Origin of the sequence: Bacillus sp. YC2 (assembly GCF_019891195.1) — a bacterium.
In the GTDB taxonomy this organism is placed as follows: Bacteria; Bacillota; Bacilli; order Bacillales; family Bacillaceae; genus Bacillus.
This window is the reverse complement of sequence record NZ_JAHXDO010000006.1, coordinates 48,403-70,338: the sequence shown is the minus strand read 5'-3', so window position 1 is coordinate 70,338 and position 21,936 is coordinate 48,403. Positions and strand designations below refer to the sequence as shown.

The following is a 21,936-nucleotide window of genomic DNA, read 5'->3' as shown; positions in this document are numbered from 1 at the left end:
ATTTGGTGTTATTTGAACAATTAATTCTGGTGATTTCTGTTTTTTGCAGCTGTTCGTTTTAAGTTAGACATTCGGGTTCATCTCTATTCTTTAATCTTCTGCTTAAATATTCCATGACCCGCACTCGGAAATCATTGCTGCCAAACAGACAGTCTGTCCGCATCTGCATAACCAAAAACATTCCAGCCCTATAATTTATTTTCTTCTTGGTCAAAAGAGAACAATACATATAACGATTGCGGGCTTGAAAAGTTTCATAAAATAAAAATACGCCTTTTCTTAAGTAAAATTAACCAGTACATTACATTATCTCATAAGCCCGTTTTCCAGTATATAGTCTGCCCAAATAAAAAAGGTGTCTCTACCTCTTACGGTAAAGACACCTTTCGAACAGAAACCTATTTAACGGACAAATGGCTGAGCGCTTCGGCCGCTCTTTCTCTCGCTTCTTCAACTGTTTCAGCGGCAGAAAGCGCAACCGCCATACGCCGCCCGATTTTCGTGACAGGTTTTCCGAAAACCCGAACTTGAGTATTCGATACGGCCAAAGCCTTTTCTAAACCTTCGATCATATAATCAGCCCGCTCTTCCGGAGCTTTCAGCGGACGGCTTGCCCCCGGCAGCAGCTGGATAATGTCCGGAATCGGGAATCCTAAAATTGCGCGGACATGCAGCGCAAACTCTGACAAATTCTGCGTCACAAGCGTCACGAGTCCGGTGTCATGCGGACGCGGAGACACTTCGCTGAAATATACTTTATCTTTTGCAAGAAAAAGCTCAACCCCGAACAAGCCGTATCCGCCAAGCTCGTCCGTTATGCTTTTCGCGATATGTTTTGCCTCTTCTATCTGCTGATCCGTCATGTGATGAGGCTGCCACGATTCAATATAGTCCCCGTCCTTTTGTTCATGGCCGATCGGCGCGCAAAAGGACGTTCCGTTCACAGCACGAACCGTCAAAAGGGTGATTTCTGATTCAAACGGAATGAATTCCTCCACGATCAGCCGGCCGTTTTTCACCCGGCCGCCTTCCATTGCCATGTCCCAGCAGCTTTTCAGCTCGGAAGCTGAACGGCACACGCTCTGTCCTTTTCCGGAAGAACTCATCAGCGGCTTCACCACACATGGAAAGCCGATTTTTTCTGCCGCTTCTGTAAATTCTTCATATGTATTCGCAAATTCATAGCCCGCCGTCGGAAGGTGAAGCGTCTCAGCTGCAAGGCGTCTGATGCCTTCCCGGTCCATCGTCAGCTTCGCCGCACGCGCATTCGGAATGACGTGAAAGCCTTCTTCTTCAAGCTTCAATAGCTCATCTGTGGCAATGGCTTCCACTTCCGGCACGATCAAATCAGGTTTTTCTTTCTCAATAACTTCCCTGATCTGCGCCTGATCGAGCATATCGACAACATAGCTTTTATGCGCGGTCTGCATCGCTGGAGCATGCTCATAGCTGTCAACGGCTACAGTGACAACCCCGAGCCGCTGGGCTTCAATGATGACTTCTTTTCCCAGCTCGCCTGATCCTAACAACAACATTTTCTTCGCTTGATACATGTCCTTTTGCCCCTTCCTCTCTTTACCTCACTCATTATAACGGAAATATTCAAAAAATAAAGACAGAATAAGAACCGGCTCTTATCCTGTCTTTTCCCTATCATTCAAGCGATTCAATCGCAGCCGCCACGTCCTGCTCCTCATAGTCCCCCATTAAGCATAGCGATTCCTCCGCCCGGCAGGCATGAGAAGCGATTTGCCGCTTGGCTTCCTCTTGCTTTTCATGAATGCCAAGACCGCTCAGGCTGACGGGAAACCCGAGCCGGCGGTAGAACGGGATCAGCTCTTGAATTTCATTTCTCCGCTCCTCTAACGCAAGCTGCACCAGTATGCCGTAAGCAACCTTCTGGCCGTGAAGCACCTGATGCGTCTCTTCAATAAAGCTGAGTCCGTTGTGAACCGCATGCGCCCCTGCCATTCTGCACAAACGGCCGCCATAACCGCCAACCGTGCCTGCAAGAGTGATGATCGTTTCTGCCGTATGGATGAACGGCACGGACAGCTCACCTTTCTCCATGCTTTCGATGGCTTCCCCGCTGTATTGCAGTAACATATCGCGGATATATACCGCTTGCCGCAGCCCTGTTTGCGCCATTAAAGACACCGTATTCTCCGTATTTCTGATGACCGCCTCCGCTTCATACCATTTCGCAAGCGTATCACCGATTCCGCTTTTAAAATATTCGATGGGAGACGAAAGCAATAATAGCGGGTCAACAAGCGTTACATAGCTTGAACGCTTATGATAATCCACTCTGATAAAATTGCCTCTGTCATCATATATGACACTTAACGGCGTACTTGCGGCACATGTTCCCGCAATGGAAGGAATCATTACAGCCTCAATATCCAGCCGGTCTGCCGCCGCTTTCGCCGCATCTAACACCGTACCGCCGCCGATACCGATGATCACATCGGCATCCCCCGCCTGCTCACAGACCTTTCGCACCGCCTCAGGTGAGCAGTATCCTTTATGCTGAATCACATCCCAAGAAGAATGACCGCTGTAATCGGCAAACGCCTGATAGGATTTGATTCCAGTCACAATCACAGGTTTCCTGAATCCCTCCAACAGCCCGGAAAGCTCTTTTGCGATTCCTTCTTTGCATATATATTGATTCGGTCCGCTTCGCACGATGTCTTCAGGCTTCATATGAATCTCTCCTTTAATTGGATTCTCATAAAATGTATTTCCCCATTTGTCAGAAAATACATCAACCTGAGATGCGGAAAGCGTCAGGTCAGCGTTTCACCTCTTCAGCCTCCAGAAACAATTCATCCAGCCGCTCCAATGCCTCCTGCTTTTCAAAGCTGCTGAACCACAAGTCATCATAGGAATCCAAAATGCGGTAATGGTGCGAAATCAAATGCTGCTGTAAGCGAAACTCTCCTTTTTTCTCGATTGCTTTCCACCATACCTTGCCGCCCATCGTCTTTCCTTTAGGCCTGTCAATCGTGCGGTGGGCAACCGTTTCTATTACCTCCAGCGGATCATCTCCCAATACAGATTGCAGCGCTTCACTTGTTCTGAACAGCGCGCACACCGCCACAACATGCGCCCATCCCGCAAGCGAGCGGCCTTTCTCAATCTGCACCAGCGACTTTTTTGAAAGCCCGAGCACATCTGCCATTTTCTCTTGGGTATACCCCCTCTCCGACCGGATACGCTTTAACTGGACTGAGACAAGCTCAGTGATATAATCTTGATCCATCTTAACCTCCACACTTATGAATAATGCCATTTTACACCGCCGGGCTCCCTTTTTATCGGAACAATTTTAAATGAATCAAAAGAATCAGTAAAAAAGTACCTTTTTCCCTCTTTTTCTCAAATCGTAATCAGAAATTGGAATCATCATGGTAAAATACGGACAGAGAAAATCAGGCGAAAGGACACTGGATATGAAACTACTCGAAACCAGCACTCTCATTCACTCAGCCGACAGCCGTCTGAAAGCTTATCAAAAAACGAGAGATGAAATGGCCGCTCTGAAACAACAGTTTCACGGTGTTGCAAATATGGACGCCATGACAGGGAGAGGCGCGGACGCCATAAGGGCCTTTTACAATGAACAAGCCTCCGGAGCAGGGCTGTGGCTTGATCTCTTCGACATGAAAATTACTTTTTTCAAAAGCATTCCGAGAGAAATAGAACAGGCGGGCTTTGGCCAAAATGATTTGCTGGAAGAATCATTTCTTGAAAGCGAACTGAACCATGCCGGGCAGAAAGCACACCATATCATCGACGGCCAGCACGACGAGATCAGCCGAATTTTAAGATCAATTGACGATATTCTGTCCTTATCACCGTTTGACAAATCCGCGGTCACCGGCAAACTTGACGCTGCCGATCACCAAAAACGGCAAACGGCAGAACACTTACATAAACTCGACGCAAAACTGGTGCACGAATACGCTCAATCTGAAGCGCTTGAGCACGAAGCCGAAGCCTTTTTCCGGACGCTTGCCGACTTCACAAGTAAAGCCGGAGGCCCGCTGTCTTTTAACGCCAAAGCATTTCACGACACTGACGTATATAAAAGAAAAGCCGGCATACAAAAAGAAGCCCATCAATACATCAAAAACAAACAGCAGGAAGAAACGGCCTTTTTACAGAAAAAGCTGGACCGCACTTCTGACCCGGATGAATATGTAAACATTGCGGAAGAACTCGGGGCTGACAACATGAACGCCGAACAATTACAATATTACTCAAGCCTCGTCCAGCTAATAGCCATGCGCCAAGCCGGACAAATGCTCATCGACGGTGCCAAAGGCATCACGCTGGGGATATGGGACGCAGGAAAAGACGCCGTCATCGGCGCTTACGATATCGCCGTCTGGCTGCAAAGAGCACAAGGACGCGCGGGAGCCATAGAACAAGCCAAAGCCGGACAAGAACTCATCAGCGCCATTTACAGCGCACCGGAAACATTCGATTACATGGTTCAATCCTTCAAAGCCTCATGGAACGAAAACATCATCCACGGCGACACCTACAGCCGCACCCACTACATCGCCTACGCCCTCGCCTCCCTCATAGGAGCAAAAGGCATCGGAAAAGTCACCGGGGTGACAAGAGCCGGGAAATTTGTGACGAAGGAAGCGAAGACTTTTATTGCGGATCAGAAAAATGCGGCAGCGCGAATTTACGCAAAAGGAAAATCATCAGCTTCTCAGCCATGGCAGCCTGCATTTTCAGGAATCGGAGAACCATTTTCTCAGGCGGGGAAAGCGGTTGATGTGAAGCAGGAGAGTGTTGTGAGGATTGATCGCGGTGATACTGTCAAAAAAGTTATCCAAACAGGCAAGGAAACTAAAATTCAAAAAGGGAAACTTAGTTTTGATCAAACAAAAGATTTAACTGGTTTTAGCGACAATATATCAAAACATTTAAAGAGGCACGGCCTTGATCTTGAGAACTTTCATGAATTAAGGTTAAGACCAGTAGCTGAATTATCAAGCACAGAAATAAAAGTAATGAAAGAGATACGCGATGCCGTGCCTCTAATTAATAAAGATACATTGTTACAAAAAACAATTCCGATACAAGATGTTGAAAACTATTTATCTGGGAAGTACACAGAAATTGGCGGTTATGTTGCCAAAGTAGAGGATGTAGCAAATATACGGATGTATGAAGATGTAGTTGAGTCTTCACGTTTAGATTATGCTTTTCCTGACGGGACAAGACCTTATCCTGAAGGCGGAGATTCCTACGCAATGATACGCTTTAAAACATCTAATCCTGAAGAAATTGAAATTCCATACGGCAAGCAATTCGGAGGAAGCAATAATGATGGTCCTCCTTGTACACAAAATGGGTTTACTGGAGCAAGAAATGGACAAATCATTCCTGAGTGGGTGTTTACTAGGAGATTGAAACCGAAAGCAGGATCTGAACTATACACAGTAATAAATGGACAAGAACAATTAGTAGGTATATTTGACGGAAAAAAATTTATTAAATTAAACAATTAAAAAGGTGATTAAATTGATTAAAAACGGTAATTACTGCATTTTTAAAGGCGAAGAATACGAAATGACAGAAGATATGGATGGCAATCTATTAATCTTAACGGACAATCCTTTATCAATTAAAAAAGGTTTTATAGATAGATACAATTCAAAAGTTTTTAGTAAAATAGTGACCCCTCATGAAATAACCAATTGTTATAGTATAAAGACCAAGGGAAAATTAGATGGGAAAGTTGTAAATATCTCTAAAGAAACGAGCGATCAATATTATGTAGGAACTTCAGATTCATTAATTGCTCAAGAGTTGGGATTAGAGAAAACTGATAAATATTATTATGATAAATGGATTTCTAAGGATCGAGTAGAAGTTTTCGAGGAAAGAATTGATATTAAGTTTTGAAGAATATCCCATCATCTTACCACAGGCTCTTTCTCTCAAACTCCATAACAAAACAATGATTAACCACGGATGGTATCATTCGTGGTTTTATCATATCACTCCCCCACACAGCAACATCATACAAGAAATCCCCGCCCCCCATGTTACACTTAACACATCAACCACCACACCGACAGGAGGCGCCCGATGCAAAACGAAACCCGCTCATTATTTTTAGATCCCTATCTTAATGTTGAGGTATATCGCTTTAAAGGCATTATGCAAAAGTTTCCGAATCATTTTCATGACTATTATGTCATCGGTTTTATTGAAAAGGGTCAGCGCCTGCTGGTTTGCCAAGGTCAGGAGTTTACCATCAGCCCCGGTGATCTTTTGCTTTTTAATCCTAGGGACACGCATAGCTGTGAGCAGATTGACGGGCGGACGCTGGATTATCGGTGCATTAATGTCATGCCGGATGTAATGGAAAGAGCGGTAAAGGAAATGACAGGGGCAAACAATCTGCCGTACTTCACTCAGCATGTGTTGTACCGGCATGAGCTGACATCGAGTTTACAGGAACTGCATGTGCTCATCTCTCAAGGGGAACGGGCTTTACGGAAAGAAGAACTGTTTTTTTATCTTTTGGAGGAGCTGATTTGTGAATACTCTGATGTCACATTTCCCAGTACCACTCAAGAGCCGTCCAATGAAGTGAAAAAAGCGTGTGCATACATAGAAGCCCATTATACAGGCAACATCATGCTTGATGATTTGAGTAAAGTTACGGGCTGGAGCAAGTATCATCTCTTACGGTCATTCACAAAGCAGAAAGGAATTTCTCCTTACAGCTATCTGGAGACGATCCGTGTTAATCATGTGAAAAAGCTCCTTGAGAAAGGTGTAATGCCTGTTGACGCGGCTTTGATCACTGGGTTCAGTGATCAAAGCCACATGACGAAATTCTTCAAACGGCAGGTGGGCCTGACACCAAAGCAATATATGAAAATTTATGAAAAGGAGTTTCATAGATGATGACACGACAAGAAACCGCCGGACATGCGGCTGCTATCGTCACCATTCTGATTTGGGGCACCACCTTTATTTCTACAAAAGTGCTGCTGGCTGATTTTTCACCGATTGCCATCTTATTTTATCGTTTTTTACTTGGCTTTTTCGTCCTTTTGGCTGTCCGTCCGCGGCTGATTCCCGTTAAAAGCTGGCGCGAGGAGCTGTTGTTTGCGGGCGCAGGACTTTGCGGCGTCACGCTTTATTTCCTGTTAGAAAACATCGCCTTAACTTATACATACGCATCCAACGTCGGCATTATTGTTTCAATCATCCCGATGATTACCGCGGTTCTCGCTCATTTTATGCTCGAAGGGGAATCGCTCCGTCTCTCCTTTTTCACTGGATTTGCAACGGCGCTTATCGGGCTTTTGTGCATTACCTTTAACGGCAATGCGGTGCTTCATTTGAATCCGCTGGGCGATGTACTCGCAACAGCAGCGGCTATCGTATTTGCGTTTTATTCTATTTTTATGAAATCTCTCAGCACACGGCGTTACCATACCATCGAAGTGACACAGCGGGTGTTTTTGTACGGTCTGGTATTTATGATTCCCTTTTTGTATATTTTTGATTTCAGACAGGGGTTTCATGCCTTCGCATCACTTTCTAATATATTCAATATGTTATACCTCGGCATCGGAGCCTCTGCTGTCTGCTTTGTGACATGGAATTATTCCGTCTCGATACTGGGTGCTGTCAAAACAAGCGCTTATATTTATATCGTTCCCGTAGTGACAATCACAGCATCTGTGGTGTTCCTTCAGGAAAAAATGACTTGGATCGCACTTGCAGGGGGAGCACTCATTTTATGCGGCCTTTATATGTCAGAAATGAAACCGAAGCCAAGGCAGAAGACTGAAAACGTGTAAATAAAGCAAGCGATTCCGATTGATGCGGGATCGCTTGTCTTTTTTGATAAGAAGGCACCCCGCATGCCCGCCCTGACGTTCCGGACTCTCTCCGAAGTTTCATAGGCGCAGACAAGCTGTCATACGTTTGCCAGCTATGAATGAACGCACATTAAAAGTAATGGAGTGATTACGATGGACGAAATGGTCCTGGAAACACAACAATGGCTGAATGATACGTACGGAGGCAGACACGGGTACAACAAAGTGCCGGAAAACGGAAAAACGGGCTGGGATACCATTTACGGTCTGACACGGGCGCTTCAAATTGAGCTTGGTATTTCAGAACCTGCCGATAACTTCGGCCCGACGACACAAAGACTGTTCAAACCTTTGAAAAAGCAATCACCAAATTCAGCATCGACAAACATGAATTACATTTTACAAGGGGCGCTGTGGTGTAAAGGATTTAACCCCGGCGGATTTTCTGGCATTTTCTATGAGAATACCGAAAGCGCTGTAAAAGAGTTTCAAAAAGCAGCCGGTCTTACCAACCAGGACGGTATCGTCACAGCACTGATTATGAAAGCCTTGCTGGATATGAGCGCTTTTCGATTAGTAGCGGGAGGCGACCAACGAATCCGGCAAATCCAGCAGAACCTGAACCGGGATTACAATGATTACATCGGCTTGATGCCTTGTGACGGATTATATGCCCGCGATACAAACAAGGCTCTCATTTATGCCCTGCAAAAAGAAGAAGGCATGAGTACAAGTGTCGCTAACGGATTTTTCGGAAACGGAACGACCAGCTTATGCCCTACCTTGACACCCGGCGATTCAAGAACAGGCTTTGTTTTGATTGTTCAATACGCGCTTTACTGTAATGGGAAATCGTTTGATCCCGGTGAATTCGACGGAAAATATGGAGTCAGAGTTGTATCAGCAGTTAAAGCTTTCCAAGAGTTTATGTGCCTGCCGCAAACAGGTTATGCGGACATGCCTACGATTAAAGCTTTATTATCAAGCTCAGGCGATACAACACGGGCTGCTTCAGCTTGTGATACTGCTGCAATTTTGACGACAGAGAAGGCTCAGACCCTGCGCAGCAACGGTTATAAAGTGGTAGGAAGATATTTGACAGGAAATGTTCGGACCAGCAGCGGACTTACGTCAAAGGCTTTGACGTCAAAAGAGCTTTCTGTCATTTTTGATGCCGGATTGCGTGTCTTTCCGATTTACCAAGACGGCGGCTATGAATCATCCTATTTTGTGAAAGACCAAGGGACAAGAGATGCATACAATGCTGCATCAGCGGCTCGAAGATTAGGTTTCCCATCGGGCACGACCATTTATTTTGCCGTTGATTTCGATGCGTACGATTATGAAGTCACAGACAAAATCATCCCTTATTTCCAAGAAATCAAGTCGGCCTTTATGAAAATGCAGACATTTTCAACTGCTCCTAAATATGAAATCGGGGTATACGGACCAAGAAACATTTGTATCCGGACATTAGAAGCGGGACTGACCAAATATAGCTTTGCGGCAAATATGTCAACCGGCTTCAGCGGTAATCTCGGCTATCCAATGCCGAAGAACTGGGCCTTCGATCAATTTTACGAAGGGACGATCGGAAGCGGTGCAGGAAGCATTGGCATTGATAAGGACGGATTTTCAGGAAAAGACTCTGGGGTGAGCAAGGTAACCCCGCCTTCTGATCCTGTTTATGATGCAAGGTTAAACACATTGACAAATATCCTGTCAACCATCCCTGCTTTAGAAAATGCACCCGGCCTAGCAAATATGATGATGGAATTCGGTACAACCGAGACCATTTTAACTTCTCCGAGTTTAGATATTTTATTGTCCACTTCACTTCTTTATACAATTCCGAGTGAAGGCTCAGCTAATACGATGACAATAACAAACGGCAAACCCGGAGCATATGTTACTGGTTTATTAGGGGACACACAAACCATTCTTACAGCCTCAGAAATCAGTTCTTATCAAAATTTATTAAACAATCTGAGCCTATCTGTAAGAAATGGTTATTTGGAAATGGCAGTAACACCATCTGCTCAATCAATAGATGTTTCAATAAAAATTTATACACCCGACATTCCGGTAGCGGATGGAACCACAACTGGACTTACGACTATGTTTACGTTTAAAATTAAAACGTATAAAGGTGTGTCGGCTGTATCTTCTGAAAGTGAATTAGCAAAGAGTTGGGATCTTCTCCCTTCTTCTCTTACAATTGTAGCTGGTATTTCTGCATTCTATTTTACAAGTAAGGTTCTTACATCTGAAAAACCGGTTGAAAATAAAACAGTAGAAGCAGTAACTGAATTTGCTGTAATATTATTAGCTCTTTACGCTTATATGACTGATCGCTTCTAACAAATTAAAAACTGCATGAATATTCAATTCATGCAGTTTTATTCCTATAATATTTTTGGAGGTTTCAATCATTGAATGAAAATCAATCCGCATTTAACACTGCAAAACAAACTGCACAAAAAGTGGTAAAATGTCAGAATGATCAAGAAGTAATGGACTTTTTATCTTCGCAGGATTTACATACGCTCAATCTGTTAAAGTATTATTATTCTGCCCCGTCATTATCTATTCAATTACTTATGAAGATCGCTTTTTCCTGTATAGTAATGGCTTTGATCTTCACTTCTTTCTTGTTTATTCAAGTCAAATCACTGATACCTATCCCAATCTTATCTGATCTTTTACCGGCAGCATTTTCCCTGTTTACAATAGGATGTATTGTGATGTTTTATATGTATATTGCACGTGAAAAGAAAAGCCATTTGCCCGAAAAGCACATAACCCGAAATGCTTATTTCGTCCGAATTGTTAATATGATTGATATGAATTTACGGAAGAAATATGATTCGCTGGCGGCTCATGTGAATGGTGCACAAAGCAATCATACAATTGAAGAAACAGTTCAGCGGATCACTGCTTGCAAAAATGATGAAGAATTGATGAGATGCCTTGAGAAACAAGATACAAACAGGCTATGCCAATTAAAAGCTATTTTCTCTAAGCCTGTATTTTCTTTATATGAATTTATGAAGTGGATTTTTATTGGAAGTATTATTGCTGTTTTTCTGACAGCGCTATTCTCAGGTCAAGTCAGCTATATTCATATCCCCAGTCTTTTTCCTTATCTTCTTCTCTTTTTGTTTGTTAGAGGTCTTATCTATCTGATTAAACTGCTGCAACTGTATCAAAAAGGACCTTTGCACTCAATATCACAATTCGCCAGAAACGCCGAACACGTCCGGGTGACGGATATGATTGATTTTGTGCTTGAACAAAAATATAAGGAAACAATGAAATAAACAAGCCATTTCCTCCTTCATCAAAAGGGGGATTTTTCATGATTCCAGAATAAATTCTCCAAGTTTCCCGTCATCATAACGTTCTCCCTCCCGCTTTTAATCAAAAATCACACACCTCCTTCTAAAAAGGCTTTTCCCAAATGAAATTCCCAGAACAACAAATTTATTCCCCAATATAATGGAAATAGGCAAACTCGTGAATGAAGAAGGAGCGACAATATGGGAATCATTAATGGCAAAACGTTTATTGATCGGCTTAACGGGCTTGAGAATGAAATTTGGTTTGATGGGCAGAGGGTGAGGGGAAACATTTCTGAGCATCACGCCTTTAAAGGCCTTTTGGAAACGAAGAGCTCTCTTTACAATTTACAAACGGATGAGAATATAAAAGACGAGATGACGTTCTGTCTGCCGGGGCGAGAAGAACGGGCCGGGCTTTCATACCTTCAGCCGAAAACGAAAGATGACTTAAGAAGAAGAAGAAAGATGATTGAACACTGGGCCCGGCATACGCATGGGATGATGGGCAGAAGCCCTGATTACATGAATACCGTGGTGATGAGCTTCGCTTCCTCTGCGGCGCTTTTAAATGGACGGGAAAATTGTTTTCCTGAAAATATTCAAGCGCTGTACGAACGGGCTGTGAAACAGGATCTTTCGTTTACACATACATTTATTACGCCTCAGGTGAACCGCTCTCAGATGAACTTTCATCTTTCTAAAGAGCCGATTTCCGCACAAGTAGTTGATAAAAATGAAGAAGGCATCGTGATTAAAGGCGCCAGGCTTCTTGCTACACAAGGCGGCTTAACGGATGAAGTGCTCGTTATTTCTTCTCCGAGACTCTATTTTGAAACAGATGAAGCCTTTGCCTTTTCCATTCCTTCGAATACAAAAGGCGTTAAATTTATTTGCAGGGAATCGTTCGTTTTAGGGGAATCCTCATTTGATTATCCCCTCAGCTCAAAATATGAAGAAATGGATTCGATCGTTGTGTTTGATGATGTGTTAGTACCGTGGGAACGTGTAATTTTTTACGACAATTATGAAGCGGCTAACGAATTAATCATGAAAAGCTCTTTTAATGCCTTTGCATTTCATCAAGTCGTCACCAGGCAAATTGTCAAAACGGAATTTTTGCTGGGCCTTGCTCAGACTCTAGTCGAAACGATTAATGTAAGTGAATATCAGCATATCCAAGATAAAATATCTGAAGTGATTATCGGCCTTGAAACAATGAAAGCACTTTTAGAAAAATCCGAGAACGACGCAGAGACAGATGAATGGGGATATATGAGGCCCAGCGTGATCCCTCTGCGGGTGATCAGCTCCGTCTTCCCAAAAATCTATCCCCGCTTCACGGAGATTATTCAATTGATCGGAGCAAGCGGAATGGTTACACTGCCGACTGAAAATGCCTTCGCTTCCGATATCAGGGGTGATCTTGACCAATATTTGCAGGCAGCCGAAACGAATGCCGAAGATCGGGTGAAAATTTTCCGCCTGGCATGGGATTTAACCATGAGCCCTTTCGGTACAAGACAAACTCAATATGAAAGGTACTTCTTTGGGGACCCTGTCCGCTTAACCAGCCATTTATACAAAAATTATCCGAAAGAAAAATACGTCGGCGCCATAAGCGAATTCTTAAACATCCATAAATAAAAAAGCAGAGAAATCAATCTCTGCTTATTACCGTATGTTTTGGGGAAACGGCGCCCCTATTCTTTATTTTTCCTGACTACCACCATCGTAATATGCGATAACGCAAAAGACACAAGCGTATACAGCAAGGCCCATCCTATAAACGTTTTATTCAATACAGTAAACGTACATATGAGGCAAACCGCCAAGGCGGCAAGCGGCATGACATACGCGTTTTTAAACAGATACGTCCCGGCGACTGACAATATGATGATACAAAGCGGAAGCACGCCGAACGCAAAATCCAATTCATCTATCAACCTATGCACTCCTTTCGCATTCTTACATGGCCTAACACATCATATGCCCGTGTTCAAAAACGATTACAGAAAGCTTTTCCTTTGTTACAAAACACCTTCGCTTTCAGATGGATATCCCCTCTTACAATTTATTTAAAAAATGAAATTTCTCACAAACCGTTTACATTCCTTCCAGACTATGATAATTTAAGAAAGCGCTATCATATACAAGTTAATATTTTTTTGGATGGAGATGAGGAGAGCCAGAAAAAACCGCCCTTTTAACAGGGGTGATTTCTGGTTCTTTTTGTCATTTTCGCAGAGGGGAGTGTCATACATACATCATGATAGACGTTCAACAAAGGGGAGGATTTTATGTTTCAGATTTTTAAGCCGGCTCCGCACATTGAGAGACTGGATGAGTCAAAGACGGATGCGGCCTATAAACGGCTGAGGCTGCAAGTATTTTTAGGCATTTTCATCGGATATGCAGGCTACTATCTGCTGAGGAAAAACTTTGCATTTGCCATTCCTTATCTTCAGGAACAAGGGTTTTCTAAAACCGAGCTGGGGCTGGTGCTCGCGGCTGTATCTATTGCTTACGGCTTCAGTAAATTTATTATGGGCATGGTGTCCGACCGATGCAATCCGAGGTACTTCCTCGCGACAGGTTTATTTCTGTCCGGTGTCGTAAATATCTTGTTTGTTTCCATGCCGTGGGTTACTTCAAGCGTGACCATCATGTTCATCTTTATGTTTATCAACGGCTGGTTTCAAGGAATGGGCTGGCCGCCGTGCGGGCGGACGATGGCCCACTGGTTCTCCATCAGTGAACGCGGCACGAAGATGTCGATTTGGAATGTCGCCCACAATATTGGCGGAGGAATTCTGGCGCCTTTAGTCACTCTTGGAATTGCTATGTTCGTCACTTGGAAAAGCGTGTTTTTCTTTCCAGCCATAATTGCTATTGTTATTTCATTTGTGATTGTTCTGCTGGTTCGTGATACTCCTCAATCTTGCGGACTTCCGCCAATTGAGGAATACCGGAATGACTATCCGAAACATGCGTTTAAAGATCAGGAAAAAGAAATGACCACCAAAGAAATCCTGTTTACATATGTCCTGAACAATAAATTTCTTTGGTACATCGCGTTTGCCAATGTGTTTGTTTATTTTGTCCGGTACGGTGTCGTTGATTGGGCGCCGACTTACTTAACAGAAGCGAAGGGATTCTCACCGGAAGACTCGCGCTGGTCTTATTTCCTTTATGAATATGCAGGAATTCCGGGAACGATTCTATGCGGATGGATCAGCGACCGGTTCTTCAAAAGCCGCCGCGCACCGGCAGGCGTCCTGTTTATGGCAGGTGTGTTTATCGCCGTATTGGTGTACTGGCTGAATCCGGCCGGCCACCCGCTTGTCGATAATATCGCGCTCATCAGCATCGGCTTCCTGATTTACGGACCGGTTATGCTGATAGGCTTGCAGGCCATTGATCTTGCGCCGAAAAAAGCGGCCGGAACTGCTGCGGGATTAACGGGATTTTTCGGATATATCGGCGGGTCCGCTTTCGCCAACGCGATCATGGGCTTTGTCGTTGACCGCTTTAATTGGACCGGGGGCTTTATGATGCTGGTCGGTTCTTGTGTATTGTCTATTGTGTTCTTAGCGCTTACTTGGAATACGGGGAAAAGAGCAGAGCATGTATAAGGAAACAACATAAAAGATTAATATTTCAGCTGCACGCTATTTACAACCGCTTTCTAATATAAGACATATATTGATAGTTTTTAAGGGGGAGAAAAAATGCGGAAAAATAGAATACTTGCTTTGGTTTTGCTTTCTTTCGGTTTGCTGTCCTTTATCGTCACACCTGTGTCGGCAAAGGGAAAGGGAAACCTGCTGTCTCCTGACAGAGTGTTAACGATTGCCCATCGGGGTGCTTCGGGATATGTACCGGAGCACACAATGCTTTCCTACGAAACCGCCCGGAAAATGAAAGCAGATTATATTGAAATGGATTTACAAATGACAAAAGACGGAAAGCTAATTGTGATGCACGATGAAAAACTGGATCGCACCACAAACGGACACGGCTGGGTGAAAGACCATACATTAGCCGAGATTAAAAAGCTTGATGCCGGTTCCTGGTTTAATAAAGCCTACCCGGAAAAAGCAAAGCCTCAATACGCCGGCCTGAAGGTTCCTACACTCGATGAAGTGTTAAAACGTTACGGCAGACACGCAAACTATTATATTGAAACAAAAGCGCCTGAGATTTACCCGGGAATGGAAGAAAAACTGATTGCCTCACTGAAGAAATATAAATTGACAGGAAAGCATGCAAAAACGGGACAAGTTATCATTCAATCTTTCAGCAAAGACAGCCTGCTGAAGATCAAAACATTAGACCCGAAACTGCCGACCGTTCAATTGTTAGAGGCCGAACAGCTATCCTCAATGACTGATGCTGACTTAACGGAAATCAAAACATACGCAGTCGGCATCGGACCGGACTACAAAGCGCTGAATGCTGAAAATGTCCGCACAATTCGCAATCACGGCCTGCTTTTACACCCTTATACGGTAAACACAGAAGCGGACATGCGCCGCCTTCTGAACTGGGGCGTGACCGGAGTGTTTACAAACTATGCGGATGTGTTCCAACAGGTAAAGAAAGATTATAAAAAATGAGATAAAAATGAGTTCGGTATGATACCGAACTCATTTTTCATTACGGCATGTCACTGGCCTTTTTCTTAAGGACGAGCATCGTGAGATAGGATAAAACAAGTGACATCAAGCTATAAACAACCACCCATCCCCAAAAGGACGAGTTAAAAACAGTAACCATTAATAGTAATGAAACAGCCAAACTCACAAGAGGCATGATATATATTCTTTTCCATACCCAAGTGCCAGCAATCGAAAACACGATGATGGCAAGCGGCAAAATGCCAAAAGCAATATCCAGTTCATCCATAAGAACACCTCATTTTCATAACCTTCTCGCACAACCTATCATATTAAAAAATCCAAATCCTGTTCATATCATGGATGATTAAACTAAAAAACCTTGCGGGTCTTACCGCAAGGTTTTGCACATATCATTATTCTTTCCCGGCAGCGGCTTCCGCCTGCGCGCCTTTTAATTGATCATTAATTTCTTTCGCATCTTTCAGATACTCAGTCTGGAATCCACTCTTAAGCGCCCACGTGTAGAAGCCAAGCGCTACAACCGTAATCAGACCCATATCCCAGCCATAAGGAATGATGTTTAAACCGCCGAACTTCTCACTGCCGAGCCATGAAATAACCATCATGCCGAGCAGATAAAAAACCATCCATACACCGCCTTTAAAGTTTCGGCGGAATCCTTTCCACTTTGCTTTTGCCTGATAGTAGAAATAAACCGGAAGTCCGATCAAGATAATAAACAGCACCTGCCCCGTTAACGGCCAGCGCGCCCAATACAGCACGAGAGACGCAAACACAAATCCGAGCGGAGCAATCACGCTGAGGCCTTTTAAACGAAGAGGCCTGTATAAATCTTTTGCCGTCCGCCGGAGCGTCATCACCGTCACTGGACCCGTGATGTAAGAAATCAGCGTGGCAACGGAAATAATTTCTGCAAGCACTCCCCATCCTCTGAATAAAAACAAAAAGATAAAGGATACGATAAGATTAAAAATCATAGCCTGGCGCGGTACGCCGTAAAGCGGATGAAGCTTTCCGAAAATGCTCGGCATGTATTTATTTTTTTCCATACCGTAGATCATGCGTGACGTCGTCGCTGTATAGGTGATGCCTGTTCCTGACGGAGATACGAACGCATCCGCATAAAGAATGATGACAAGCCAGTTGATATTTAATGCAATCGCCAAATCAGCAAACGGAGAGTTAAAGTTCAGGTGGCTCCAGCCATGTGTGACCATGGAAGGATCAACCGCTCCGATAAACGCGATCTGCAAAAGCACATAAATGACGGTAGCGACCAAAAGTGACCCGACAACCGCAATCGGAATGGATCTGCCGGGGTTTTTCGCTTCTCCCGCCATGTTGATCGGACTTTGAAACCCGTTAAACGCAAATACGATACCGGACGTGGCCACCGCCGTCAGCACACTCGCCCATCCGTTCGGCGCGATGCTTGACCCGGATGTAAAGTTCCCCCCGTGAAAACCGGCAAACAATAGAGCCCCGATCGTAAGTCCCGGTATAATGATTTTAAAAATCGTAATAAGAGAATTCGCTTTAGAAAATAAATTAACTGTCCAATAATTCAGTAAAAAGTAAATAATCAGCAATACGGATGCGAAGCCAAGCCCCTCTCCCGTAAGCGTGCCGTTGTGCACAAGATTGCTTGTCCACTTTGCCCATTCCCAAGGCCATGAACTCATATATTGAACTGATGCAACCGCTTCCACAGGAATAACGGAGACAATCGCAATCCAGTTTGCCCACCCGGCAATAAAACCGATAAATGACCCGTGAGAATATTGGGTATATTTAACCATTCCCCCCGCTTCCGGGAACATAGAACCCAACTCACTGTAAGAAAGTGCGATAAAAAGAATGACGATCATACCGATAATCCAAGAAATAATCGCGGCAGGTCCCGCAATTTGGGCCGCCCGCCATGCTCCGAATAACCAGCCAGAGCCAATCATCGACCCAAGTCCGACCATCATGAGTGCAAACGTTCCCATTCTTCGATGCAATTGATTCATATAGTTAACACCTTTCAATTAATTTGTGACTCTAGCTGTCATATTTATATTATTATTCTGATTAATCGGTTTTGTCAATCTTTATCGCGTTAAAGCAAACCACCAAATTCATCCACCCATGTTTAATCACCCGTCAAGCGGGAATAACAACTGAAACGCCAGAAATAGAAAGGAGTTCTTATAATGAAACAAAAACTGCTCATTTCAGGACTTGCTGTTTCTACTGTCGGAGTGACTTCCTACCTGCTGAAAGATAAATCCAACCGCCAAAAGGTAAAGAACTTTATTCACAGCATCAAAACATCGTTTTCCAGCAAACCAAATATAGACTCATTTCCCGTCAGTAAAGCAGGGAACCCGCATCCCGAGGATATTGAAGATAACAAAATGGTATCCGAAGGCTCTATGTACCCGGTTCAATACTATGATAATAAGAAAAAATAGTTTGTTCCTCGGCTGCCTCGTCGGCAGCCTTTTTACTGCATTAAGGCAACGGTTTAAACGTTCGCCAATACTAATGCGGATGATACAGGGATCACCGCTAAACACATCACCACGGAAATCCTCAAAAAGCACAGCCTGATCACAAACTAAAAAAAGCCCTGCAGCTTGCGGGCTTTTTAAAACAGCAGCTCATACACCTCATTCAATTCCCTCGTACGCTTATCATCCTGCTCGTTCTGGGCGTATTTGATTTCCTTTTCAAGCACCTGATTCAAAAAATCCATTTCAAGATCATTTAGATCCTTCACAAATTCCTCCTCATTTGCGTAATGCTTTACCCGCAATTTTTCATAAATCCTTTGGCATACCTCTTGCTCCAAATGATTCGAAAGCGATTCACGCAAATATCCGAGTGTCATATCCATCATTTCAGTCTCCTTTCCTTTCTGAATAGCTTGCGGAAAGAGAGAAAAACTATACATAAAAGCCCGGCATCTGCATACCGGGCAAATCATTTTATTTTTGAACTTGGATTGAGAAAAATCCGCTGCTTAACGGCGTATACGGCCCATTCAGACCTGTTGCGGAAAAAGAAAACGTGCCGGAGCTGACATTTTGAAGAGGGACGCTGTAATATTTAATAAAACCGGTAATGATATTGCCGTTTTTCGTATACTCATCTTCCAGTGCTTTTGACGTAAAGCTCGTAATGTTCGTGCCGTTGTTAAAAGCCTGAATCGTATTATTGTTCGGATAGCCTTGGAAATACACGGCCAGATAACCTGTTGTGCCTTTCATTGGAATAGAAGCGCTGATTTGATTGGCACCGATATTTTCCCACTGATAATTCTGTCCGTCAGACGTGACACCGACAATACGGATTTGCGTTAAAGCAGGAGCGGGTGCTGCAGAAGCAGATTGTGTCAATATCCCGCTTACAAGCACCAAAACAGTGGCTGCGGCGGCAAACATCATAACAATTCTTTTCTTCATGTTTCTTCCTCCCTGCAAGCAGTTTTTCTAACATATCCTTCCATTTATATTTTACATGAATTTCAAAGAAAAAGAATACAAGACTGCAAATTTTTGTGAACTATATATGAAAAGCTCTGGACACACCGTTAATGATAAGAAAAATTCCGCAAATCCTTAAGATTACTCTCGAACTTCTGTCATCTTTTCCGAAAAAGGTTTTTCCAAGCCAGCCGATCCATATATTCATCGCAATTCCTGCGAGCAATTCTATGATTCCTATGATTTCCGCCATATACAAAGCAGTCACCCTCCTACCCGTGCTTTTTTACATTAAGATTGATAAAGTAAAGCGCCGCTGCCAAAGCCGCGGCTCCAATTCCCAGAAATAAGCTTAACGGCGCGATTTGTGAGCCAATCGCAGTGCTGCCGTTCATCATGTCTTTTAATGAGCCGATCGCCCACTTTTCAGGGGTAAACGCAGACAGCACCCGCATGTACTTCGGAGCCAGCTCCAAAGAGAAGAAAGAACCGCCCAATATGCCGCTGACCGCTATCAGAATTGAAGCGAGCGAGGTAAATTGTTTTTGGCTTTTCATAAACGGAATCAGCACCATTGTTACAGCCGTCAGTGCAAATAAATAGGCCGCAAGCACCGCTCCTGCTTCCAGAACGTTATCCGCGATGCTGATATGGAACAAATATTTTCCGGCAGCGATGATTGCAATAATATGAAGGAGGCCGAAAAGGTAAGCCGCACAGAACTTGGATACTGCGTACTTCTGATAGGAAACGGGCGTGCTCAGCAACCTGGTAAATGTATCATTTTCCTTTTCATCAATAAATGATCTTAAGCCCTGTACCGCGACGAACCAAATGAACATCACCAAAAATCCGATAAGCCTGTCAGCCGCCTGCCCGCCTGCTTGATTGGTATGATGCGTAACCGTTACCGCCGAATGGCCCTGCATGTCTTTTAGCAGATCAGACGCCGTCTGCTTCCCATCGATATGCAACGTCTGGGACATGTGTTTCGCGTCGCGGACTATTTTTTTCAGCGTGCCTGCCTGTTGAGAGATAAACTGTTCTGTCAAAGCAGCATCACCTTTTTCTTCATTTTGGATAAATGATAGGCTTACTCGGTCTTTGGAAAATAACCGTTCTTCAAAATGGGGACCGATCAACAGTCCGAACGAAATATCGTGACGGTTCACTTTTTTCTTCAGTACGTCTTCAGTCACCTTCGTAAGCTTCAAATGTCCGTCCATCTGAATCATGTTCATGAATTGTTCCGAATAGACGCTTTGATCCGCATCAGCTACAAACACTTCTTTCTGCTGACTGCCATGCAGTGCAAACGAAAATAAATATGTCAGAAGGAGCGGGACAGAAATCGTCGCAAAGATGGCTATTCGATTTTGGAACATCAGCTTCAGCTGATGTTTGATCATTAAAAACAGCTGCCTCATGAAACCGACTCCTTCCGTTTAAACACCCATATTGTCATACACAAAAAGATGGCGCCGATAACGGCCAGCTCTGCCAAATCCATCGACATTCCGCTCAAACCAGCGTGTTGCGTGACACTTACATAGCTATTGATTGCTTTGCCGTTCGGTATCAATTCCTGAATGATCCGCAAGCTGGCAGGCAGGTTGTCTTTCGCGATAAAGCTTCCCCCTAAAAAACTGAATAAATACAGAATCGGAGCCGCCATGCTTGAAACTGCTGCATGATTTTTCGCCGTAAAGCCCCAAAGCAGCACCATACTGCCGATCGCAAACGAATAAACAGCCGTAACCAGAAACATCTCAAACAAATTGCCCCACTTTACTTGATACACAATGCTGCTGATCAGAATGACGGCAGCCATTTGCATAAGAATGGCAAATATAATCCCGAGAAGCTTGCCTGCCACGTACTGGATATGTAGAACGGGCATTGATTTGATTCTGAATAAGGTGCGCTGCTGTCTCTCCTCCACAATGCCGTGAACAAGCACAAATGCCGTCATAATGGAGAACATTACGACCATTGCGATAGAATAATATTGCAACGCATCAATGGAGGCCGTATGTTCGCCGGCTGTCTGTTTCGGAATGTTAACGGCTTTTTCACTATGGCTGGTTAAACCGCTGATCACCCTTTCGATCTCAGCCTTTGACAAATGCCCGGAATGCTTCAGCACTTCTTTCTCTTCGCTGTGTACGGCTTTGATTCTCGTGACAAACGAATCGGCCATCGTCTCGACAATGTCCCCATTTACGGATGCTTTGTTGTCTGCGACAACACTGATACTGGTTTTTTTATTGTTTTCCGCCGCTTCCGTGAATCCTTTCGGCACATATACAAATACCGAAGCTTTTCCGCTTGAGACAAGCTTTTTTCCTTCTTGATAGCTGTCTGCTTCTATGACACGGATAAAATCACTTTGTTTCAGCACGCCGTCCTTTAACACATTTCCCAGCGGCTGCTCCGCGTGATCCGCATTAAAAAATGCGACATCAAATGGCCGTACTTTCGAATCTGAATCATGGAAAACCGTTCCTAATATGAGAATCATAAGCGACGGAAACAGTATCAGCTTGATGTAAAATGACTTTTGCGCTGCCAATAATCGAAAATCCAATAATAAAAGCTGGAATAATGTTCTCAT

General features: G+C 43.9%; 21 protein-coding genes. 10 read left to right on the top strand and 11 right to left on the bottom strand.

The window, feature by feature from the left end:
• Positions 1-398 precede the first annotated feature (398 nt).
• The 3 genes from purT to KY305_RS11690 all read right to left on the bottom strand — a co-directional run bounded on the left by purT (position 399) and on the right by KY305_RS11690 (position 3,265).
• Positions 399-1,553 carry a phosphoribosylglycinamide formyltransferase 2 gene (purT, locus tag KY305_RS11700; protein WP_223062675.1) on the bottom strand — a complete coding sequence of 385 codons (1,155 nt, stop codon included), beginning with the start codon at positions 1,551-1,553 and terminating at the stop codon, positions 399-401.
• Positions 1,554-1,653: 100 nt separating this feature from the next.
• Positions 1,654-2,706, bottom strand: coding sequence for an iron-containing alcohol dehydrogenase family protein (locus KY305_RS11695; protein WP_223062674.1), 1,053 nt, complete (start codon positions 2,704-2,706; stop codon positions 1,654-1,656).
• Positions 2,707-2,794: 88 nt separating this feature from the next.
• Positions 2,795-3,265 (bottom strand): helix-turn-helix domain-containing protein, encoded by a 471-nt coding sequence (locus KY305_RS11690; RefSeq protein WP_223062673.1) that lies wholly within the window; start codon positions 3,263-3,265, stop codon positions 2,795-2,797.
• 190 nt (positions 3,266-3,455) lie between these two features.
• Between KY305_RS11690 and KY305_RS11685 the strand changes: the two genes are divergently transcribed.
• The 7 genes from KY305_RS11685 to hpaB all read left to right on the top strand — a co-directional run bounded on the left by KY305_RS11685 (position 3,456) and on the right by hpaB (position 12,856).
• Positions 3,456-5,534, top strand: a complete 2,079-nt coding sequence (locus tag KY305_RS11685) for a T7SS effector LXG polymorphic toxin (protein ID WP_262417722.1) — start codon at positions 3,456-3,458, stop codon at positions 5,532-5,534.
• 13 nt (positions 5,535-5,547) lie between these two features.
• Positions 5,548-5,931: a hypothetical protein gene (locus tag KY305_RS11680; protein ID WP_223062672.1), complete on the top strand. Its 384-nt coding sequence runs from the start codon at positions 5,548-5,550 to the stop codon at positions 5,929-5,931.
• Positions 5,932-6,117: 186 nt separating this feature from the next.
• A complete protein-coding gene (locus tag KY305_RS11675; RefSeq protein ID WP_223062671.1) occupies positions 6,118-6,945 on the top strand; it encodes an AraC family ligand binding domain-containing protein in 828 nt (275 codons plus the stop codon).
• Complete coding sequence (locus tag KY305_RS11670) at positions 6,942-7,850, top strand: DMT family transporter (protein WP_223062670.1); 909 nt, start codon at positions 6,942-6,944, stop codon at positions 7,848-7,850. The genes KY305_RS11675 and KY305_RS11670 overlap by 4 nt, the downstream gene beginning before the upstream one ends.
• Positions 7,851-8,024: 174 nt before the next feature.
• The gene (locus KY305_RS11665) at positions 8,025-10,232 is read left to right on the top strand and encodes a glycoside hydrolase domain-containing protein (protein ID WP_223062669.1); all 2,208 of its coding nucleotides are present in this window, start codon (positions 8,025-8,027) and stop codon (positions 10,230-10,232) included.
• A 71-nt stretch (positions 10,233-10,303) separates the two neighbouring features.
• Positions 10,304-11,191, top strand: coding sequence for a hypothetical protein (locus tag KY305_RS11660; protein ID WP_223062668.1), 888 nt, complete (start codon positions 10,304-10,306; stop codon positions 11,189-11,191).
• 219 nt (positions 11,192-11,410) lie between these two features.
• The gene (gene hpaB, locus KY305_RS11655; RefSeq protein ID WP_223062667.1) at positions 11,411-12,856 is read left to right on the top strand and encodes a 4-hydroxyphenylacetate 3-monooxygenase, oxygenase component; all 1,446 of its coding nucleotides are present in this window, start codon (positions 11,411-11,413) and stop codon (positions 12,854-12,856) included.
• 56 nt (positions 12,857-12,912) lie between these two features.
• On the opposite strand, the gene KY305_RS11650 is transcribed toward hpaB, so the two are convergent.
• On the bottom strand, positions 12,913-13,155 hold the full coding sequence (locus KY305_RS11650) for a DUF2651 family protein (protein WP_223062666.1): 243 nt from the start codon (positions 13,153-13,155) through the stop codon (positions 12,913-12,915).
• A gap of 354 nt (positions 13,156-13,509) precedes the next feature.
• Here KY305_RS11650 and glpT point away from each other — a divergent pair, with 354 nt between their 5' ends.
• Together glpT and KY305_RS11640 are read left to right on the top strand one after the other, a co-directional pair.
• A complete protein-coding gene (glpT, locus tag KY305_RS11645; protein ID WP_061520035.1) occupies positions 13,510-14,844 on the top strand; it encodes a glycerol-3-phosphate transporter in 1,335 nt (444 codons plus the stop codon).
• Between the two features lie 96 nt (positions 14,845-14,940).
• Entirely contained in the window at positions 14,941-15,828 is an 888-nt protein-coding gene (locus KY305_RS11640) for a glycerophosphodiester phosphodiesterase (protein WP_223062665.1), read from the top strand.
• A gap of 40 nt (positions 15,829-15,868) precedes the next feature.
• On the opposite strand, the gene KY305_RS11635 is transcribed toward KY305_RS11640, so the two are convergent.
• Positions 15,869-16,117: a DUF2651 family protein gene (locus KY305_RS11635; protein WP_223062664.1), complete on the bottom strand. Its 249-nt coding sequence runs from the start codon at positions 16,115-16,117 to the stop codon at positions 15,869-15,871.
• A 127-nt stretch (positions 16,118-16,244) separates the two neighbouring features.
• Positions 16,245-17,864 (bottom strand): glutamate/serine transporter AimA, encoded by a 1,620-nt coding sequence (locus tag KY305_RS11630; protein WP_223062663.1) that lies wholly within the window; start codon positions 17,862-17,864, stop codon positions 16,245-16,247.
• A 183-nt stretch (positions 17,865-18,047) separates the two neighbouring features.
• On the opposite strand from KY305_RS11630, the gene KY305_RS11625 reads away from it, so the two are divergent.
• Positions 18,048-18,308 (top strand): hypothetical protein, encoded by a 261-nt coding sequence (locus tag KY305_RS11625; protein WP_223062662.1) that lies wholly within the window; start codon positions 18,048-18,050, stop codon positions 18,306-18,308.
• Positions 18,309-18,484: 176 nt separating this feature from the next.
• On the opposite strand, the gene KY305_RS11620 is transcribed toward KY305_RS11625, so the two are convergent.
• From KY305_RS11620 to KY305_RS11600, 5 genes are all read right to left on the bottom strand, one after another.
• A complete protein-coding gene (locus tag KY305_RS11620) occupies positions 18,485-18,733 on the bottom strand; it encodes a sigma-G-dependent sporulation-specific acid-soluble spore protein CsgA (protein WP_223062785.1) in 249 nt (82 codons plus the stop codon).
• A gap of 91 nt (positions 18,734-18,824) precedes the next feature.
• Entirely contained in the window at positions 18,825-19,301 is a 477-nt protein-coding gene (locus KY305_RS11615; protein ID WP_223062661.1) for a DUF4879 domain-containing protein, read from the bottom strand.
• Between the two features lie 100 nt (positions 19,302-19,401).
• Positions 19,402-19,581, bottom strand: a complete 180-nt coding sequence (locus KY305_RS11610; protein WP_061528498.1) for a hypothetical protein — start codon at positions 19,579-19,581, stop codon at positions 19,402-19,404.
• Between the two features lie 13 nt (positions 19,582-19,594).
• Positions 19,595-20,749 carry an ABC transporter permease gene (locus KY305_RS11605; RefSeq protein WP_223062660.1) on the bottom strand — a complete coding sequence of 385 codons (1,155 nt, stop codon included), beginning with the start codon at positions 20,747-20,749 and terminating at the stop codon, positions 19,595-19,597.
• Positions 20,746-21,936 (bottom strand): ABC transporter permease, encoded by a 1,191-nt coding sequence (locus KY305_RS11600; protein WP_223062659.1) that lies wholly within the window; start codon positions 21,934-21,936, stop codon positions 20,746-20,748. Before KY305_RS11600 ends, KY305_RS11605 begins: the two co-directional genes overlap by 4 nt.

Coding starts and splice junctions, on each gene's coding strand:
- KY305_RS11605 (WP_223062660.1), bottom strand. CDS start 20,749: ATGAGGCAGCTGTTTTTAATGATCAAACATCAGCTGAAGCTGATGTTC.
- KY305_RS11600 (WP_223062659.1), bottom strand. CDS start 21,936: ATGAGAACATTATTCCAGCTTTTATTATTGGATTTTCGATTATTGGCA.
- KY305_RS11675 (WP_223062671.1), top strand. CDS start 6,118: ATGCAAAACGAAACCCGCTCATTATTTTTAGATCCCTATCTTAATGTT.
- KY305_RS11665 (WP_223062669.1), top strand. CDS start 8,025: ATGGACGAAATGGTCCTGGAAACACAACAATGGCTGAATGATACGTAC.
- KY305_RS11620 (WP_223062785.1), bottom strand. CDS start 18,733: ATGGATATGACACTCGGATATTTGCGTGAATCGCTTTCGAATCATTTG.
- purT (WP_223062675.1), bottom strand. CDS start 1,553: ATGTATCAAGCGAAGAAAATGTTGTTGTTAGGATCAGGCGAGCTGGGA.
- KY305_RS11670 (WP_223062670.1), top strand. CDS start 6,942: ATGATGACACGACAAGAAACCGCCGGACATGCGGCTGCTATCGTCACC.
- KY305_RS11640 (WP_223062665.1), top strand. CDS start 14,941: ATGCGGAAAAATAGAATACTTGCTTTGGTTTTGCTTTCTTTCGGTTTG.
- KY305_RS11635 (WP_223062664.1), bottom strand. CDS start 16,117: ATGGATGAACTGGATATTGCTTTTGGCATTTTGCCGCTTGCCATCATC.
- KY305_RS11685 (WP_262417722.1), top strand. CDS start 3,456: ATGAAACTACTCGAAACCAGCACTCTCATTCACTCAGCCGACAGCCGT.
- hpaB (WP_223062667.1), top strand. CDS start 11,411: ATGGGAATCATTAATGGCAAAACGTTTATTGATCGGCTTAACGGGCTT.
- KY305_RS11695 (WP_223062674.1), bottom strand. CDS start 2,706: ATGAAGCCTGAAGACATCGTGCGAAGCGGACCGAATCAATATATATGC.
- KY305_RS11690 (WP_223062673.1), bottom strand. CDS start 3,265: ATGGATCAAGATTATATCACTGAGCTTGTCTCAGTCCAGTTAAAGCGT.
- glpT (WP_061520035.1), top strand. CDS start 13,510: ATGTTTCAGATTTTTAAGCCGGCTCCGCACATTGAGAGACTGGATGAG.
- KY305_RS11630 (WP_223062663.1), bottom strand. CDS start 17,864: ATGAATCAATTGCATCGAAGAATGGGAACGTTTGCACTCATGATGGTC.
- KY305_RS11615 (WP_223062661.1), bottom strand. CDS start 19,301: ATGAAGAAAAGAATTGTTATGATGTTTGCCGCCGCAGCCACTGTTTTG.
- KY305_RS11625 (WP_223062662.1), top strand. CDS start 18,048: ATGAAACAAAAACTGCTCATTTCAGGACTTGCTGTTTCTACTGTCGGA.